The sequence below is a fragment of the Glaciecola punicea genome, from assembly GCF_001756615.1.
Classification (GTDB): Bacteria; Pseudomonadota; Gammaproteobacteria; order Enterobacterales; family Alteromonadaceae; genus Glaciecola; species Glaciecola punicea.
The window spans coordinates 193,018-210,534 of record NZ_LZXY01000002.1; the positions used below are offsets into that span (position 1 = coordinate 193,018).

Annotated in this window: 18 protein-coding genes and 1 pseudogene; 8 read left to right on the plus strand and 11 right to left on the minus strand. The window is 39.5% G+C overall.

Annotation, left to right across the window (positions count from 1 at the left end):
* Positions 1-49: 49 nt before the first annotated feature.
* The 8 genes from BAE46_RS03115 to BAE46_RS03150 all read left to right on the plus strand — a co-directional run bounded on the left by BAE46_RS03115 (position 50) and on the right by BAE46_RS03150 (position 8,640).
* Positions 50-1,240: a UDP-N-acetylglucosamine 4,6-dehydratase gene (locus BAE46_RS03115; protein WP_070111727.1), complete on the plus strand. Its 1,191-nt coding sequence runs from the start codon at positions 50-52 to the stop codon at positions 1,238-1,240.
* A 20-nt stretch (positions 1,241-1,260) separates the two neighbouring features.
* Positions 1,261-2,421, plus strand: coding sequence for a LegC family aminotransferase (locus tag BAE46_RS03120; protein WP_070111834.1), 1,161 nt, complete (start codon positions 1,261-1,263; stop codon positions 2,419-2,421).
* On the plus strand, positions 2,411-3,574 hold the full coding sequence (gene neuC / locus BAE46_RS03125) for a UDP-N-acetylglucosamine 2-epimerase (RefSeq protein ID WP_083256779.1): 1,164 nt from the start codon (positions 2,411-2,413) through the stop codon (positions 3,572-3,574). The genes BAE46_RS03120 and neuC overlap by 11 nt, the downstream gene beginning before the upstream one ends.
* 103 nt (positions 3,575-3,677) lie before the next feature.
* Positions 3,678-4,754: an N-acetylneuraminate synthase gene (gene neuB, locus BAE46_RS03130; protein ID WP_070111728.1), complete on the plus strand. Its 1,077-nt coding sequence runs from the start codon at positions 3,678-3,680 to the stop codon at positions 4,752-4,754.
* A complete protein-coding gene (locus BAE46_RS03135) occupies positions 4,747-5,388 on the plus strand; it encodes an acetyltransferase (RefSeq protein ID WP_070111729.1) in 642 nt (213 codons plus the stop codon). Before neuB ends, BAE46_RS03135 begins: the two co-directional genes overlap by 8 nt.
* A gap of 1 nt (position 5,389) precedes the next feature.
* Positions 5,390-6,445 carry a nucleotidyltransferase family protein gene (locus BAE46_RS03140; RefSeq protein WP_070111730.1) on the plus strand — a complete coding sequence of 352 codons (1,056 nt, stop codon included), beginning with the start codon at positions 5,390-5,392 and terminating at the stop codon, positions 6,443-6,445.
* Positions 6,438-7,142, plus strand: coding sequence for an acylneuraminate cytidylyltransferase family protein (locus BAE46_RS03145; RefSeq protein WP_070111731.1), 705 nt, complete (start codon positions 6,438-6,440; stop codon positions 7,140-7,142). Before BAE46_RS03140 ends, BAE46_RS03145 begins: the two co-directional genes overlap by 8 nt.
* 250 nt (positions 7,143-7,392) lie before the next feature.
* Entirely contained in the window at positions 7,393-8,640 is a 1,248-nt protein-coding gene (locus BAE46_RS03150; RefSeq protein WP_141729313.1) for a lipopolysaccharide biosynthesis protein, read from the plus strand.
* Between the two features lie 12 nt (positions 8,641-8,652).
* Here BAE46_RS03150 and gmd read toward each other — a convergent pair whose 3' ends face one another.
* From gmd to BAE46_RS15175, 11 genes and pseudogenes are all read right to left on the minus strand, one after another.
* The gene (gmd, locus tag BAE46_RS03155; RefSeq protein ID WP_070111733.1) at positions 8,653-9,774 is read right to left on the minus strand and encodes a GDP-mannose 4,6-dehydratase; all 1,122 of its coding nucleotides are present in this window, start codon (positions 9,772-9,774) and stop codon (positions 8,653-8,655) included.
* Positions 9,775-9,963: 189 nt separating this feature from the next.
* Complete coding sequence (locus BAE46_RS03160) at positions 9,964-10,521, minus strand: sugar transferase (protein ID WP_070111734.1); 558 nt, start codon at positions 10,519-10,521, stop codon at positions 9,964-9,966.
* 27 nt (positions 10,522-10,548) lie between these two features.
* Positions 10,549-11,481: an NAD-dependent epimerase/dehydratase family protein gene (locus BAE46_RS03165; RefSeq protein WP_070111735.1), complete on the minus strand. Its 933-nt coding sequence runs from the start codon at positions 11,479-11,481 to the stop codon at positions 10,549-10,551.
* Positions 11,482-11,493: 12 nt separating this feature from the next.
* Entirely contained in the window at positions 11,494-11,949 is a 456-nt protein-coding gene (pssE, locus tag BAE46_RS03170; protein ID WP_070111736.1) for a PssE/Cps14G family polysaccharide biosynthesis glycosyltransferase, read from the minus strand.
* On the minus strand, positions 11,946-12,455 hold the full coding sequence (gene pssD, locus BAE46_RS14245; RefSeq protein WP_083256780.1) for a PssD/Cps14F family polysaccharide biosynthesis glycosyltransferase: 510 nt from the start codon (positions 12,453-12,455) through the stop codon (positions 11,946-11,948). Before pssD ends, pssE begins: the two co-directional genes overlap by 4 nt.
* A complete protein-coding gene (locus BAE46_RS03180) occupies positions 12,449-13,603 on the minus strand; it encodes a glycosyltransferase family 4 protein (protein ID WP_070111737.1) in 1,155 nt (384 codons plus the stop codon). Before BAE46_RS03180 ends, pssD begins: the two co-directional genes overlap by 7 nt.
* A gap of 175 nt (positions 13,604-13,778) precedes the next feature.
* Positions 13,779-14,924, minus strand: a complete 1,146-nt coding sequence (locus BAE46_RS03185; protein WP_070111738.1) for a polysaccharide pyruvyl transferase family protein — start codon at positions 14,922-14,924, stop codon at positions 13,779-13,781.
* Positions 14,925-14,956: 32 nt separating this feature from the next.
* Positions 14,957-15,439: a nitroreductase family protein gene (locus BAE46_RS14905; RefSeq protein WP_244884977.1), complete on the minus strand. Its 483-nt coding sequence runs from the start codon at positions 15,437-15,439 to the stop codon at positions 14,957-14,959.
* A complete protein-coding gene (locus BAE46_RS14910) occupies positions 15,385-16,032 on the minus strand; it encodes a hypothetical protein (RefSeq protein WP_216094979.1) in 648 nt (215 codons plus the stop codon). Before BAE46_RS14910 ends, BAE46_RS14905 begins: the two co-directional genes overlap by 55 nt.
* A gap of 3 nt (positions 16,033-16,035) precedes the next feature.
* The gene (locus tag BAE46_RS03195; RefSeq protein ID WP_070111739.1) at positions 16,036-16,962 is read right to left on the minus strand and encodes a Wzz/FepE/Etk N-terminal domain-containing protein; all 927 of its coding nucleotides are present in this window, start codon (positions 16,960-16,962) and stop codon (positions 16,036-16,038) included.
* 337 nt (positions 16,963-17,299) lie between these two features.
* Positions 17,300-17,365: pseudogene (locus tag BAE46_RS15175) on the minus strand (hypothetical protein); the annotation flags it as partial.
* Between the last annotated feature and the right edge of the window lie 152 nt (positions 17,366-17,517).

Sequence of the window (17,517 nt, forward strand, 5' to 3'; positions counted from 1 at the left end):
TAAGTATTAATTACGCCATACACTTGCGTAAATATAAGGATGGCTACAAATGACCTCAGTCTTGTCTCTAATAGGCCGTGAGAAAGATTTATTTGCTTGCGATATAGCAAACAATGATTTAGAAATGACAGATATCGTCTCTCGCTCAAGTTTTCTTGTACTGGGTGGCGCTGGCTCTATCGGTCAAGCTGTAACGAAAGAGATTTTCAAGCGCAGTCCCAAAAAGCTTCATATTGTAGACATTAGCGAAAATAATCTTGTTGAGCTAGTGAGAGACGTTCGAAGCTCCTTTGGTTATATCAAAGGAGACTTCCAAACATTTGCGTTGGATATTGGCTCTATAGAATACGATGCCTTTATTAAAGCTGATGGAAAATATGACTACGTCCTTAATTTATCGGCGTTAAAACATGTTCGTAGTGAGAAAGACCCTTTCACACTAATGAGGATGATTGACGTGAACATTTTTAACACCGAAAAAACTATGCAACAGGCCATAGAAAAGGGTTCCAAAAAATATTTCTGCGTCTCTACTGACAAAGCAGCAAACCCAGTAAACATGATGGGAGCGTCAAAACGTATTATGGAAATGTTTTTAATGCGGCGCAGTTTGGACATTGTAATATCTACGGCTAGGTTCGCTAACGTCGCTTTTTCTGACGGTTCATTGCTACACAGTTTTGATCAACGTATTAATAAGCGCCAACCCATTGTGGCGCCTAAAGATATTAAGCGTTATTTTGTAACCCCTCAGGAGTCTGGACAACTGTGCTTAATGTCTTGTATCTTTGGCGAAAATCGAGATATCTTTTTCCCTAAATTGAGCGAGTCACTCCACTTAATAACGTTTGCTGATATTGCAGTGAAGTATCTAAGTGATTTAGGCTATAAACCCTATTTATGTGATTCCGAAGACGAGGCCAGAGAATTAGCTAAAACCTTACCTGACGAAGGTCGATGGCCGTGCTTATTTACCGATAGTGATACTACCGGTGAGAAAGATTTTGAAGAATTTTTTACTGACAATGAAGCCCTTGATATGGAAAGGTTTGAAAATTTAGGGATCATTAAAAATAAACCGATATTTGTGCCAGAACTAATTTCTGAATTTGAAGAAACTATCTTACAGTTGAAACGAGACAAAATTTGGGAAAAAAATGATATTATTGCGCTGTTCTTAAAAATGCTTCCTAATTTTGGCCATAAAGAAACCGGTAAATACTTAGATAGTAAAATGTGAGAGTACTCAAAAATAATATTATGCAGAAAAAACTAGTTAAATTTGTTCGAGAACTTTATCAAACGGAAAAGTTTATTCCACTTCACGCGCCCACTTTTGGTGGTAATGAACGAAAGTACGTGAATGACACTCTAGACAGTACATTTGTGTCCAGCGTTGGGAAGTATGTGGATCAATTTGAACATCATATAGAAGCCTATACTGGAACGTCCAAAGCTGTAGCGACAGTTAATGGAACAGCAGCGCTGCAAACAGCACTATATATGGCTGGCGTTAAATCTGGTGACCTTGTTATTACACAAGCATTAACGTTTGTTGCAACTTGCAATGCCTTATATCACATGGGTGCAGAACCTGTATTTGTCGATGTGTCTAGTATAAGTATGGGTTTGTGCCCTAGAGCCTTGGATATATATCTTGAGGAGAATGCCTTTGTTAACAATGACGGTATAAGTCAGCACAAAGTTACTCAACAAGTATTTCGTGCTGTTGTCCCTATGCATACCTTCGGTCATCCTGTCGAGCTAGATGAATTGGTAGCGGTATGTGCTAAGTGGAATATACTCCTCGTGGAAGATGCGGCTGAGAGTTTGGGGTCATTTTACAAAGGCCAACACACTGGCACATTTGGGGCGTTTGGTGCTATTAGCTTTAATGGAAATAAAGTTATAACCACCGGTGGTGGTGGCATGGTTTTATGCAAAATTTATGATGATGGGATGCGCACTAAGCACATTACGACGACGGCTAAAGTGCCTCATCCCTATGAATTTTTCCATGATGAAGCTGGTTTTAACTTCCGTTTGCCCAATTTAAATGCGGCATTAGGTTGTGCACAAATGGAAGTCCTACCTATGTTTTTATCACAAAAGAGAGCATTGGCGACACACTATAAAACTTTTTTTGAAAATTCAGACTTTCAATTTGTTGAAGAGCCCGAATACGGACATTCTAATTATTGGTTAAACTCAGTAATATGTCCCGATGAAGCTAGCCGTGAAACCTTAATTAAAGAAACCAACGCAAACGGTGTAATGACAAGGCCCATTTGGAAGATGATGCATAGGTTACCTATGTTTGAAAAAGCCTTTAGAGGCTCTCTAAAAAACTCTGAATTTATTGAAGCTAGATTAGTCAATCTACCTAGCTCTCCCATTGGAGTTGATAAAAATGCTACGTAAAATTGCTGTCTTTACAGGCACTCGTGCCGAGTATGGCTTGTTATATTGGATTATCAGGGGCTTACATGAGTCAACAAAGGTTGAGCTTCAGCTTTATGTGGGCGGAATGCATCTGTCGCATGAGTTCGGTTACACAGTAAGTCAAATTGAAAAAGATAACTTCCCTGTTACAGAGCGCATGGAGTTTCTATTGTCTTCTGATTCTGCCGTAGGAATCTCTAAGTCAATGGGCCTTGCGCTCATAAATTCAGCAGAGGTTCTAGAGCGTAATAAGCCTGATTTAATTGTACTTTTAGGAGACAGATTTGAATCCATGACGGTGGCACAGGCTGCGATGATTGCGTGTATCCCTATTGCGCATATACATGGAGGAGAGACGACCGAAGGCGTCGTTGATGAAGCCGTCCGTCATTCTATAACCAAAATGGCTCATTTACACTTTGCAGCTACCGATAATTATATGAAAAGAATTCAACAGCTCGGTGAGCAGCCCGAGAGGATTTTTAATTTTGGGGCGCCCGGAATTGACAATATTGTAAATTTGGAATTGCTAAAACGAGATGAACTTTCTAATTCGCTAGAGTTTATTCTTGAGAAACCATATTTTATCGTCACTTATCATCCTGTTACTCTAGAAATTGATGGTGCAGCAAATTCATTGATTAATCTGCTCAAAGTACTTGATGAATATCCAAATCATCAATTAGTTATTACCTATCCTAATGCGGACACCAATGGCCGTAAATTGATTGAGATTTTAGATGAATATCAGTGTGCAGACTCTAAACGTATACTATTAACAAGATCTTTAGGGCAAATTCGCTACCTCAGTGCTATGAAGTACTGCGACGCAGTTATCGGTAACTCCTCTAGTGGATTAATTGAATCGCCAACATTCTGTGTGCCAACTGTAAATATAGGCAATCGCCAAAAAGGTCGTATTGCCGGCGATACAGTACTTCATTGTGCAGACTCTGTGGGAGCTATAAGAGAAACAATTGAAAAAGCCTTATCAGAAGAGTTTAAAATGCATTGTAAAAAAGCTATCAACCCTTATGGCCTTGGTGAGTCATCAAAGCGCATAGTTGATGTATTGATAACTTATCCTCTAAAAGGGATTGTTAGTAAGAAGTTTTACGACTTAATCTTATAAACTGAAATAACAATTTATAGCTTGTGTTCACACATCTAAACATTGCACAGTCTAATGAAAACAGCACAGCTGTATTCATGTTGATAAAGGAAATTAATTAAGTATGAACGTATTAGTTATTGCTGAAGCCGGAGTGAATCACAATGGACAAGAAAATTTGGCCTTTGAATTGGTTATTGCTGCAAAAAATGCAGGCGCAGATATAGTTAAATTCCAAACTTTTAAGGCTGCAAAGCTTGTGACGGCTGATGCTGAACAGTGTGAATATCAAATCAGTAACACAGGAAAAAAAGAAAGTCAGTTATCTATGCTTTCTCGTTTAGAATTAAGCTATGAGGCTCACCATAAACTATTGGCTCAGTGCAATAAACTAGGCATTGAGTTTTTATCCACGGCTTTTGATTCACAAAGCCTTAACTTTTTAGTGCATGAATTGGGATTGAAAAGGTTAAAGATCCCTTCAGGAGACTTAACTAATGCCCCTTTAATATTAGAGCACGCTAGAACAGGTTGTGATTTAATTGTTTCTACAGGCATGGCGAGCCTAGCAGAAATAGAAACCGCATTAGGGGTTATCGCGTTTGGTTATACTTACGGGGATATTGAGAAACCAAGTATTCAAGCTTTCGAAAAAGCCTATTATTCTGAGCTGGGACAAAAAATGCTGAGGGAAAAAGTAACAATTCTTCACTGCACAACTGAATACCCGGCTCCTTTGAAAGATATTAATTTAAGGGCAATGAACACTATTGCCAATGCGTTTAAGTTGCCCGTTGGTTATTCTGACCATAGTGCAGGAATAAATATCCCCATAGCTGCGGTAGCTCGCGGTGCGAAGATTATAGAAAAACATTTTACTTTAGATCAAAACATGGAAGGACCAGATCACAAAGCCTCTCTAGAACCAGACCAGTTGAAAAGAATGATTGAGGGAATCCGCGATATTGAGATTGCTTTAGGCGATGGTCTTAAAGGTCCTAGGCCATCCGAAATAAAGAATAAATCAATGGCAAGAAAAAGTTTAGTTGCTGAACAACTTATTAAAAAAGGAACTATTTTTAATGAAGATAACTTGGTCATAAAACGACCTGGATTAGGGATAAATCCTATTCATTATTGGGACTTAATAGGTAGTAGCGCAAAAAAAGATTACAACGTAGGTGATTTCATTAATGAGTGATGGAGTAGTCTTAATTGGTGCTGGAGGACATGCATCAGTACTGTTAGATTTACTAATTGAGCAGCGAGCAAACATTCTAGGGTATATCTCAATCGATATAGCGTCTAATGAACAGTTATTTTCAGACTTTCGTAGGTTCAAATCAGATGAACAGATAAATCAATTTGACAGGTCAATGGTTAAATTGGTAAATGGTGTCGGTTCTATACCTGGCAATACCTTAAGGCATGATATTTATAATAGATACAAGGAACTGGGATATCGTTTTGCCACTATTGTGTCTCAAAACGCGATTGTTTCAAAGTATGCTCAACTTGCCGAGGGTGTGCAAGTTATGCATGGCGCAATTATTCAAGCAGGCGTGAGTGTAGGTTGCAATAGTATAGTAAATACCGGTGCAATCATTGAGCACGATTGCACAATCGGGAATAATAATCACATCGCGCCAGGAGTAACCATTAGTGGAAACGTTACTTCTCAATCAAATGTCCATTTTGGTACTGGATCCTCAGTTATACAATTAGTAGATATTGATGAGAATGTCATTATTGGTGCTGGAGCTACTATCACCAAAAATGTAGAAAAAAATAGTATTTGCTATCCAGCACGTATTTTCAAACAGGCCATTGAATAATATGAGTAATAATTGGAAGAATATTCTTATTTCACCAAACCACACGATACAAGAGGTATTAAAGATCATAGACAGTGAAGCTCTCCAGCTTTCATTAGTCGTTGATGCTGACAATCGTCTCTTAGGCACTGTCACCGATGGTGATATACGCAGAGCATTGATTAAAAATATTTCGTTATCCCAACCAATTTCAGAAATAATGTTTACAAGCCCTACTGTAGTAGAAGTTACCACCCCTAGAGCTAAGGTTTTGGAGTTGATGAATGCTAGAAAGCTTCATTCTATTCCAATTATCGATAACGGTGTTGTGGTTGGATTAGAAACAATTCACAGTGTGACGCAGAAAAAAAAGCATGATAATCCTGTGTTTTTGATGGCTGGCGGTTTTGGAAAGAGACTAAGACCGTTGACGAATAGCTGTCCTAAGCCTTTACTAAAAGTGGGTGGCAAGCCAATACTAGAAACCGTACTTCTACAATTCATTAAATCAGGCTTTCATCAATTTTATATATCAACTCATTATTTGCCTGAGATGATTAGAGAGTATTTTGGAGATGGGAGCAATTGGGGTATATCCATAAATTATGTGCATGAAGATGAGCCATTAGGCACCGGAGGCGCTCTAGGATTGTTGCCGACAAATCTAAACGACCTGCCGATCATAGTGATGAATGGTGATGTACTTACAAAAGTAGATATAGAAGCATTACTTACCTTCCATAATAAACATAAAGCCAATGCCACAATCTGTGTTCGAGAATATGAATATCAAGTTCCGTTTGGTGTTATTGAGAGTGAAGGGCATGCCATTAAAAGTATGATCGAAAAACCAGTGCACCGGTATCATGTTAATGCTGGCATATACGTGGTAAATCGACAAATTGTTAATGAAGTTAATACTAACGAAGTCATCGATATGCCTACGCTGCTGGAAAGATACTTAGATAAAGGCGTCCTTATGTTTCCATTTCATGACTATTGGTTAGACATTGGACGTATTGATGATTTCAAGCGGGCACAAATAGACATAGAAAACTTGGACTTTCAAAATGAGTAGCGGCAAGAAAATTTTAGCCATAATACCGGCAAGAGGCGGGAGTAAAAGGCTTCTTAATAAAAATATTTTGCTGTTAAATAATAAGCCCTTGATTGCATGGACAATCGAAGCCGCTACTAGTTCTGAGTACATTACAGACGTCGTGGTATCTACCGACTGCCAAGACATTGCAAATTCAGCAAGGCAATATGGGGCAACAGTCCCATTCATGAGGCCTGCAGAACTCTCTACAGACACCTCAACTAGTAATAGCGTTTTACTTCATGCATTAGAGTACCTAGGCGCTCATAATTATGACATCGTTGTGTCACTGCAACCTACATCTCCATTAAGAACTTCACAAGATATTGATAGCGCCATTGAATTGTTGAATAGCCGCAATGCACAGGGTGTGGTTTCAGTTTGCCCTTGTGAACACAGCCCTCTTTGGTGCAACTTGTTACCCGATAATTTATCTATGGGAGATTTTTTACCAAAGAAACATCTGACGTCTCGCTCACAAGATCTGCCTGCCTACTTTCGCCTCAATGGGGCTATATATGCCTTTAGAACCGATGAGATTTTAAAAAATTCTGGAATTACATATACAGAACATACACTTGCCTACGTTATGCCATCAGAGCGTTCAATTGATATTGATACTAAATTAGACTTCAAAATCTCAGAATTTATATTGAAAGATAACGAAAAAATATAGTAAAACCTAAAAAATAATGAATTTCGACAAGGCATAAATTTTCGGTTGTCATTTATTTAAATAATCTAGGCAAAGAACGTCCATGTAGATATTTTTTATTGATTATTTTATGCGTTTTTGCTCATTTATAACTGTTTAACACATTACTCCTAGAAAACTAAAGGTGCTTACTGGTTTACACTTAACAGGAAAAAGTAATTCGAATGTGTTGTAAATGTAGAATTAAATATACAAAAATGAGGAAATAAAGTTGTTCAAAAACTCAATGATTTACACTTTAAGCTCTATCTTAAGCGCAGCTATTCCCTTCTTACTATTACCTGTTTTGACCCGTTACCTTTCACCAGAGGAATATGGTCAAATTGCAATGTTTATGATACTTACAGGAGCATTAGCCGCGGTAATTGGTTTAAGCGCGCATGGCGCTGCAAATCGTCGCTTTTTTGACAATGACGTTTCAAATTTTGAACTAGCAAGATTTAATGGCAATTGTTTTTTTATTTTATTGGCGAGCTCGTCTATTATCTTACTTGTAATAGCTTTCCTTGATAACACCTTATCTAATTACTTGGGGATCCCCGTTTACTGGGTTTATCTGGCTATTATCAGCGTTAACTGTAGCTTTGTAATGAACTTGAGATTAGGACAATGGCAAATAAGGGGCAAAGCGAAATCTTTCGGTATATTTCAGGTAAGTAATTCACTTATAGCTTTATCATTTAGTTTGTTACTAGTTGTTGTTCTTCTGCTTGGGCCCGAAGGTCGTATTTATGCCATTGTGATCACCAGTGCGTTTGTGGGGTTAGTCTCTTTTTACACTCTTAGAAATGATAACTTAGTTTGTTTTAAATATAACCGCCAAGATATTAGAGAAGCGTTATTCTTTGGTGTGCCTTTAATTCCTCATGTGCTCGGGGCATTTTTGCTGTCTTCAATAGACCGCTTGGTCATAAATAAAGAACTTGGCTTAGAAGTCACTGGTATTTACATGGTGGCGGTGAGCTTAGGTGGTGGACTTAATGTCATTTTCAGTAGTGTAAACAGGGCCTTCTCACCTTGGTTATTTGAACAATTAAAAGCAGACAATTTAGAAAAGAAAATAACTATTGTAAAAAAAACCTACATATTTTTCCTATGTATGTTTCTACTATCAATTCTAGTTTTCTTTATCGCACCACCAATCTTGAGGTTAGTCGTTGGAGAGCGTTTTCACCAGGCCGCTGAAGTTCTTCCTATTATACTGTTAGGGCAAATATTTTTAGGCATGTATTTTATTGTGACTAATTATATATTTTATGTCAGGAAAACTAAGTATTTGTCTTATGTGACTATTTCTTGTGGCGCAATTAATGTTGTTTTGCTTTTATTACTCATTCCTAATTACGGTATAACCGGCGCTGCAGTAGCTTTTCTGATTGCCAACATTTGCCAATTTATATTTACATGGATGTTAAGTTCAAGGGTCTACGCAATGCCATGGGCTATATGGCGAGCTTAGAGTCTTGCTTAATTAACTCTCAAACGTTACCGCAATGTTATAGCCGTGCTTCTTAAGTATTGCGTGCTGTTTCGCTTTATTAAGGTCATTTTCAACCATTTCCGCACACAATTCTTCAACAGTAATTTGAGGGACCCAGCCTAACTTCTCTTTCGCTTTAGATGGATCACCTAACAATGTTTCAACTTCTGCAGGTCTAAAATATCGTGAGTCAACTTTAACCACTACGGCGCCTACTTTTAGTGCCGGCGCGTTTTCACCAGTGATTGATTTAACGGTGCCTATTTCTGCAATTCCTTGCCCTGAAAACTCAAGCTCTATACCCGCTTCCCTTGCTGACAATACAACAAACTCACGCACAGAGATTTGTTTACCTGTTGCAATTACAAAGTCATCTGCGGTGTCTTGTTGCAGCATCATCCACTGCATTCGTACATAGTCTTTTGCATGGCCCCAATCGCGTAAGGCGTCCATATTACCAAGGTACAAACATGATTCTAAGCCTTGCGCAATATTTGCAATGGCTCGTGTTATTTTGCGTGTTACGAAGGTTTCACCGCGGCGAGGCGATTCATGGTTAAACAAAATGCCGTTACATGCATACATGCCGTATGATTCGCGATAGTTAACCACTATCCAGTACGCATACATTTTGGCAACTGCATAGGGCGAGCGAGGATGAAACGGTGTGGTTTCTTTTTGCGGAATTTCCTGTACTTCACCATATAATTCTGAGGTTGACGCTTGGTAAAATTTAGTCTTCTTTTCTAAGCCTAAAAACCGGATAGCTTCCAACAAACGCAACGTGCCCATAGCATCAACATCGGCCGTGTATTCAGGACATTCAAATGAAACCGCAACATGGGATTGCGCACCTAAATTATACACTTCGTCAGGTTGTACATGCTTTATAATTCGCGTCAAATTAGAAGAGTCAGTTAAATCACCGTAGTGAAGAAAAAATTTCTTATCACTTTCATGAACATCTTGGTAAATATGATCGATGCGTTCGGTGTTTAGAGAAGATGCACGACGCTTTATGCCATGAACTTCATATCCTTTTTCTAACAGAAACTCTGCTAAATATGAACCATCTTGACCCGTTACACCGGTAATTAATGCTACTTTTTTCATTATTTCCTCTTCACTCTTGCTGCAGGATAAATATGCTATTTACTTATTCTTCTAAAATTAATATTAACATTGACTACGTAAGATCAATTGGAACAAGTGACGCATTTTCTATTAAAAAATTAAAGTCTTTTCGTGATAACTATTTTCTCATATTCTTATTCATGCTTAATTTATAATTTTCAGCGGCGCCTATTTCAAGGGACGAACACGATCTCCACTGCCCTTTCCCACAGCCGTGAGAAAAATATACTTGAAGTAATTCTTTATGCTCATCATTCGTATCATTTCGCCATCAACTTCAGCTAACTTTTTCGGCGTAGACATATCGATTTGATTAATTTGTGCGAGGCCAGTAATACCTGGCCTAACCTTATAAACCAAGTGCTCATCACGCGCTTGCGTTAACTCTGTTTGATTAAATAAGCCAGGCCGGGGGCCAACTAAACTCATTTCACCTTTTATCACATTGTATAGTTGGGGGAGCTCATCGAGTTTGGTTTTACGCAAAAAGCGGCCAAATTTTGTAATTGCGTTTGCATCCGCTAAATGGCTCGCCATAGATGCCGTATTAACATTCATGGTTCGAAACTTATATAACGTGAATTCCTTTTTGTGTAAACCAACGCGCTCTTGTGAAAAGATAGGTGAACCCGTATCAAAAAGGCCAATTACATACAAAATAAGCATGACCGGAAGCAAAATTAATAAGCCCAAAAACGCGACCGCGATATCCAGTATACGTATCATTTTAATCCTTGAATAAGCGTTATTGTTTTATTTAGGGGCATCATACGCTACCGCCGCATTAATCGCATCCTCGAACGAAACTGGCGGTTGCCAAGCTAAAGTGTTTATTGAGTGTTTTACATCAAGCTGCAGATTTCCAAACAGCCTTTGGGCAATTGTTTTTTTACCTAGAATTTCGGCGCAGGTGCGCATTATCGACACAGGAGCGGGTAAAAGCCTTGGATTTTTGCCATAGGCGCGTGTCAGTGCCACTAGAAGCTCTTTCGTGGATACGTCAATGCCATCGCTTATCAGGAATATTTCATTTAGTGTGTCTGGATATTCTACACACGTAGCTATGAAGTCGTTTAAATTATCTAAAGCTATAAAACTACGCTTATTCTTTACCGACCCAAGCGGAAGCGGCAAGTTACGCTGAGCGATATTCATTAGTGCTCGAAAGTTCGCTTTAACACCAGCGCCATAAACTAATGGTGGACGAATACAAACCAGTTCAGTATTGGAGCCTAAAAGTTCTTGCTGGATTGCGCGCTCAGCCGCCAACTTTGACTCCCCATACAAATCTTCTGGGGCACAATCACTGAGAATGCTAAACGGCGCGTTAGGCTCGGTCTGCTCTCCCATTGCCTTTGCTGAGCTTAGAAATACAAAGCGCGTTACACCGCTATCTTTTGCTTTTCTAGCCAATTTTTGCGCCGCTTCCACGTTCACTTTCCAAAATTGAGCTTTGGCATCTTCATTAGTTACCGCATCTGAGAGTGAAATTCCTGCACAGTGAATGACTGTATTAATACTGTCTAATGTGAAATTCCATTGACTGGATAACAGATCAATGTTTAAGACATCGGGCTGGGGCACATTACTCCGCGAAGACCCCACAACACCGTGCCCGCGCGCGCGCAAAGCTTCACACAAGCTATTTCCAATCCAGCCTGAGCTGCCTGTCACAAGCACTTTCATCGTAATATATTCCTACCCGAAAAAATCTAGAATTTCTTTTGTTTTAAAAAATTTATCAGGACAATATTCATTTGGCTCAAACGCTAAGGCCTCATGAATAATTCCTTCTGTTGATGATTTAGCTACACTAGATAAGCTAAGCACATAAGCCAAGCCATTTTGTGTTAAATATTCAGCTAATTCTAACTGATGCTTGTCGCTGCGCTCTAAGTTTGGCACAACGCATAATGTGATTTTACGCTCTAACAAGCTATATACATTTCCGGCTCCACAGTGCGTTATGACCAAATCGTAGTCGTTAACCTTGCTCTTGAAATCGTCAATAAAATCGATTGCGGGCCAGTGTTTAGGCTGCATGCCATTTTTAGGACATTGAAAAAGCAGCTCGATATTGTCTGATGCCACATCAAAAAAGCTTATTAAACCGTCAAAGCGTGTGGTGCCTAAAGAAACAAGCACTTTAATCATAGTCTACCCGCATACTTGCCGCCAAATTTGTCATAAAATGAAGCTAAACTCTTATTCTGATAAAAGCACTTAATGCCAAGCTTCGCTATAATCCGACCTGTTCTGGTGGGCGCAGTAAACCGAGACCACGTTTCTATATACACAACAGGTACTCGCATCAGTTTACCAGCCACTGCAATGGGAATGCAGACTAGCGGGCCAAAAAGCACAAGGCCGTCAGGACGAATGACAATAAACATACATACAAACCTTATTAGCTCAATGCAGAATAAAAAGTATGACCATATTCTCGACAGTTTATTTGTTTGCTTAGAGTATTTAGATACCGGAAGTAAATACTTTGCAGGTATTCCTGCGCTTAACTTTTGGTGAGAGGCGTCTGTGTAAATAACAAACCGACTAGCCTGAGAATGTTCAGCCGCAGATGCTACGAAACGTTGGGCCTGCTCTAAATGCCCTCCTTCGCCAGCACAAACGTATATACGCCCTGACAACCTTGCTAACATCGACTTTTATCTACAAAAACGTCAATTAAGTCGCGCTCTGCTATTAACGACGAATAGCTTTGCTGTACGGTGTTTCTAGCGGCCTGCCGCAATTCCTGCTGCCGCTCGAAAGGCCAGCTACAGAAATCCTCGACTTTACCAATAAACTCTTCTTTAGAGCTTATTAAAAACCCGTTTTTACCATCCTCAATAAATTCTTCAAATGCTGGAATTTTACTCAGAAACACAATACAGCCACTCGCCATCGCCTCTAAAGGCGCTAGGCCTAAGCTCTCTTCCTTTGATTGCAAAATAAACGCATCGTTGTCAGCAAATAAGCTGGGCACCTTATCACTTGGCACTGCATCGTAACATTTTACTTTTTCTGATGTCATCAGCGATTCTGCTATGCCACTGTTGAGCTCTTGTGTTAGCGAACCATAGCCATAGAACTTTGCACTTGAGAAATATTCTGGTTTTTGTCTGTACAATTCATCCAAATAATTCAGTGTCAATAATGGTTGTTTTAGTGGTTCAAATCTTGATAAATATACAAACTTAAGATTTTTTGATGCAATCCCACTTTTAGTGAATGAGACACTGCCGAATTTCGTTAGATCTACCCCAGCGCTGCAAATCACGCGAATGTCGGAGCTGTGTTTATCAGGTGCAAAACCACCAATTTGTTGTTTGCCCATTAATAGTTTTCTAACAATGTCTGCATAGCGGTGAGAAGGGCTTATAATTACGTCACTGCGATGCAAAATTTGCTTGGCAAGTAGCCTCTTCACAGCAAAGAATAGTTTGTTCTTGTTTGTCTGGAAGTGAACATCACCGCCATGTACGTGACTAACGATTATATGCGGAGACTTTCGAAGCAACTTACGCAATGCTATTACGAACAACACCGGAACGGCGGTGTGTGATACAAAATGAATATAAACATAAGACGCGGGTTGTAACAAAAGCTTACGAACGACCCTACTATAAAAAAGAGCATACTCAAGCATTTTAGTTTTGATGTCTTTTAAAGTTACCACCTTTACTTCAAAACCGGCGTTAACTAATTGAACAGCCGAGCGCTTCACAAAACTACCTTTTGCTGGAAATCGGTCAGTGGGGTACATATTTGTCAACAAGAGGATCTGCTTATTTGTTGCTTCTAACATTGATGAATTTCACTCTTGTTCAAGCTCTTAAATTCCAATTTTACGATATTGAAAGGTTTAAATTTTACCACTTCGAAGAAGGCTTTCACAACCTTTATCAAGATTTAGATTAAAAGTTAAAAGAATTAAAATAAGGACTCACAAATAGAGACTACACCTGATTCAGAGCTTGCCGTTAATATTTAGCAGTAATAATAGCGAAAATTTCATCCCAAGCAGCCTTTACCCGTTGTTTATGTTTAGCCGCGTTAGATTGAATTACCTCTACCACTTGGTTGTAAGTGCTGGCCTGTGTCAACAAAAGATTCGTTTTCGTTAACGCTCGTTCTGTATCACTAGCAACATCAAACAACCATTCACCCATCTCGTAGTCATTAAGTAATTCTTTATATTTATGGCTCCAACCTGTCGCCACAACGGGAATTCCTTGAGAAAGTGCACTAACCAAGCCATGAAAACGTGCGCTGACAACCACGTTTGATTGCCCAATGATCCATTTTATCTTAAGCGCGTGTTGGGGATCCAACACTGGAATTCGCTGGCTCAAACGCTGTTGAATTGTTTCTGCTAAACGTCTGTCAGCGTCTGCTTCATGAATCAAAATAAAGGGTGAACTGTCTATTACGTTTTCAATTAGCGCTATTACAAACGCAATATATGCTTCGCCGTCGGTGCGCATTTCAAGCATTTTGGAATTGGGAATAAAGCAAATTTTATGCATATTGGGATCAAAATTATCATCGGCTAATCCAGAAATTACATTCGTAAAATCACCGCACTGGGCTAATGTACCCTGCTTTGTACTAGTCTTAAGTAGCGTGCTAGCATAAGCAAATGAGTTGTCATCACGAGCAAATACCTTATCAGCGGTATTTAAAATATGGCCAAAGTATTTTTTTTGCGCAGCTGATTCAAATGGACCAAGTGCTTGTGGCATAACAATGACTTTGGTACCTCTGTTCTTCATACCAGAAATAGTACTTGCTAAGCGATACTTGGCAACTAGCGGTGACCATTGCTCACCATAGGAGAAGCCTGAGGCATCGAGCACTACGTCTATTTCGTTTTCGTTGATTAACCCTAACATTTTGCGCATAAATGAAGGTAATAAAGAAAATGGAAACAAGCAATTTATTTTGCGTTTTATATATCGCGTCTTTTGCCATAGTCCAAAATTGCAGCGACGCTGATAATCGCCAATAGGTTCAACAACAAAGCGAGCATCTACTTGTCGTTTAGCAAATTCTTCCTGAATTGCATGCAGCATCAATTCAGCACCTTTGTTTTGGAAAGAAATACCCTTTACTTCTACGTTTAACATAAATTAGGCTTTAACTCTTCTTCAGATTTTTGTTATACATTACGAATTAGCAATGTATTGTTCTTCTTTTGCGAAAAAGGAACACCTCCATCTGGATCGGGATAACCAACGGCAATAAGCATGACAGGTCTTTGATCAACACTGAGTGAAAGTTCTTTTGCAAGCTGACGCTCGCGCGCTTCAATATCTGGCCAGTTAATTGGACAAGTTGCTAATCCTAATGTCTCAATAGCCAGCATAAACTGCATTGCAGCAAGCGAACCGTCAATGTAGATACAGTGGCGATCTCGCTCGGCCGGATAGGCGTCTAAATTGCCAACCACCACAATAATACATGGCAAATTATCAGCAAATCCAGTGGTTCCCATCGCGCACTTAGCGATTATAGGAGCTCTTTGCATATCATTAACAACATAAAACTCATATGGCTGACGGTTGCAGGCCGAAGGCGCTAAGCTTGCTAAATTAACCGCTTCAATAATTTTTTTTGTGGAACCGGCTTGGGTAAATACCACCTTACCGAGCGACGACGCAAAAATAAAGCTTCTAATTGTTCGGTAGCTATATCAAGCTCTGGATAACTAGAACGATCCCGCGGAATCGATTGCTGTGATACAGCACTGGCTTTTAAATCTTCGCTTTCGATGGCGGCCTCAAACAGCGCCTTTGCCTTTGCGATCACTTTGGTGTGGATCACAACGGAAAAATATTCCTTTAATACATCTGTGGCCCATTTTTTTTCTTCGATGCAAAGACCGAGAGTCATAATAGCTTTGTGATAACAAATTACAGTTTCAAGAATATAAGCTTCTGCAAATACAGGGTGTCTTGGCTGCATAATTAAGCCTTTCTCAAGTCGGTGTGTATTACGTCGCAGTAAGGCTGAGCTTTGCCCTATATCATTCAAGGAGCGATAATACTTCAGGCGCCCCTGCAAAGCCGCTTGATGCTCCCTACGAAACTGGGAGCTAAAAAGAAAATAGTAAACACTAGAAAAAAAACGACTGCTTGCAAACAAAGTGATAAATTTCCGATTACTCGATTCTCGAATTACCTTGTAAAACTGTATAAATTGGTTTGGTATGAGCTTACGAATTTGTCGTTTCATAATTTAAGTCGTTTTGTTGTTCCACAGAAAATATTTGATTAAGGCGGCTAATACACCAATAAAAATGCCTAAAAAGCCGAATAAAATAATAATTACGGGGCGATGTGGTGATGCTTTTGTTTCAGGGGCTAAAGCAGGATCTAGCGTTGTAAAGATATATTCAGCTCTGGCATTGGCCAACATCATTGTTTGCATTTGCTTTTCAATTAGTTGTGAAAATACTTGCTGCATACTTATCAAAGAGATTGTAAGCATTTGTTCTTCCAAGTATCGGATACTTTGTTCAGATTCCTTTAGGTCTCGTTCACGCATAATTTCATTCAGATCTTGAAGTATTGCACTTACCCACCGCTGCGCCAGGTCGGGAGAATAAAATTCGACGCTTAATCTAATAATTCCGGTTCGTTGGTCTTGCTCAACATATAAAATACGATCTCGAATAAGGCTTGTCATTTCCCAAGCTGTTGGTTGTGAAGACCGATTATTTTTTGGCTCTCTGAGCCATTCATTGGTAGATTTTAAGTATATGTCTTGGTCAATAATTAACTCGTTTGTTTCTGGATCCCAACCTTTAGCCGCCATTAAAGACACTGCTGCATCGTGGCGCTTTATAAAGTCATATAGAAACTGGCGAGACTGCAAAATTTCTAGGGCTTGAGCTGCTTTATCAACTTGCCCTTGGCCAACGTTAACCCCAGCCAAAGTAGCTAGCCCGCCTAGTTGCCCAGACAGTTGCCCTCCTCCCTGCGCTTCTTCGGTAGGCGCTGCTACAATTTCGGCGCGATAAATATCAGGAAGCGACATAGCATAAAAGGCACCAATTGCAACAGCACACACAACACTGACCACTATCCATAACTTTCCTTGCCAGCACGCCTGGAAGAATGGTGTTACATCAAAGCGCTGCGCTTCACTCTTAGCCTCTGGCATTGCAGGTTCCCTTTAGAAACTGTGTTAACAAAAATTGCGGTACATACTACCATAAGTCAATCAATTCAGGAATATTTAGTATCAGTATTATAAACGCCGAAGAAGCAAGAACACCTGTTTTTACCTCCCCTATTTGCTATAAGTCTAATTCATCAACCCAACTGTTTGGCATTGCGTAATTCGCTAGTTGACTGGCACTATTATGCCACGCGTTCAGCTTGCTGAACATAAAAGGGGGCTTGTACTTAAGTTGCGTTAATCAGCGATGTAACTTTGTTGCCTTTTTCTACTGATTTAGGTGCAGTCCTTGTAGGCGACGCCTTTCCCAAGTCGCTAATCATTTCGATATACGGCTTATATTCACTATTTTGAAGTAGTTAACAAAACCTCTAAGCACTGAATTGAGTCCTTAAAGTGTCGTCGCTACATTAACTTCGAAGTGACGTTTGCTGATTTTTGCTGATGACTTGATGACAGATTCTACTCACACGATACCCATAACTGGGTGGATGGAAGTGGGAGTCAAAAATGGGTGGCATGATATTGCGTTGTGTA

Bases quoted from the DNA above. Each gene is read 5' to 3' on its own strand.
- BAE46_RS03140 (WP_070111730.1), top strand. From the start codon at position 5,390: ATGAGTAATAATTGGAAGAATATTCTTATTTCACCAAACCACACGATA.
- BAE46_RS03180 (WP_070111737.1), bottom strand. From the start codon at position 13,603: ATGTTAGAAGCAACAAATAAGCAGATCCTCTTGTTGACAAATATGTAC.
- BAE46_RS03185 (WP_070111738.1), bottom strand. From the start codon at position 14,924: ATGTTAAACGTAGAAGTAAAGGGTATTTCTTTCCAAAACAAAGGTGCT.
- neuB (WP_070111728.1), top strand. From the start codon at position 3,678: ATGAACGTATTAGTTATTGCTGAAGCCGGAGTGAATCACAATGGACAA.
- neuC (WP_083256779.1), top strand. From the start codon at position 2,411: ATGCTACGTAAAATTGCTGTCTTTACAGGCACTCGTGCCGAGTATGGC.
- BAE46_RS03115 (WP_070111727.1), top strand. From the start codon at position 50: ATGACCTCAGTCTTGTCTCTAATAGGCCGTGAGAAAGATTTATTTGCT.
- BAE46_RS14910 (WP_216094979.1), bottom strand. From the start codon at position 16,032: ATGAAACGACAAATTCGTAAGCTCATACCAAACCAATTTATACAGTTT.
- BAE46_RS03165 (WP_070111735.1), bottom strand. From the start codon at position 11,481: ATGAAAGTGCTTGTGACAGGCAGCTCAGGCTGGATTGGAAATAGCTTG.
- BAE46_RS03145 (WP_070111731.1), top strand. From the start codon at position 6,438: ATGAGTAGCGGCAAGAAAATTTTAGCCATAATACCGGCAAGAGGCGGG.
- BAE46_RS03120 (WP_070111834.1), top strand. From the start codon at position 1,261: ATGCAGAAAAAACTAGTTAAATTTGTTCGAGAACTTTATCAAACGGAA.
- gmd (WP_070111733.1), bottom strand. From the start codon at position 9,774: ATGAAAAAAGTAGCATTAATTACCGGTGTAACGGGTCAAGATGGTTCA.
- pssD (WP_083256780.1), bottom strand. From the start codon at position 12,455: ATGTTAGCAAGGTTGTCAGGGCGTATATACGTTTGTGCTGGCGAAGGA.
- BAE46_RS03195 (WP_070111739.1), bottom strand. From the start codon at position 16,962: ATGCCAGAGGCTAAGAGTGAAGCGCAGCGCTTTGATGTAACACCATTC.
- BAE46_RS03160 (WP_070111734.1), bottom strand. From the start codon at position 10,521: ATGATACGTATACTGGATATCGCGGTCGCGTTTTTGGGCTTATTAATT.
- BAE46_RS03135 (WP_070111729.1), top strand. From the start codon at position 4,747: ATGAGTGATGGAGTAGTCTTAATTGGTGCTGGAGGACATGCATCAGTA.
- pssE (WP_070111736.1), bottom strand. From the start codon at position 11,949: ATGATTAAAGTGCTTGTTTCTTTAGGCACCACACGCTTTGACGGTTTA.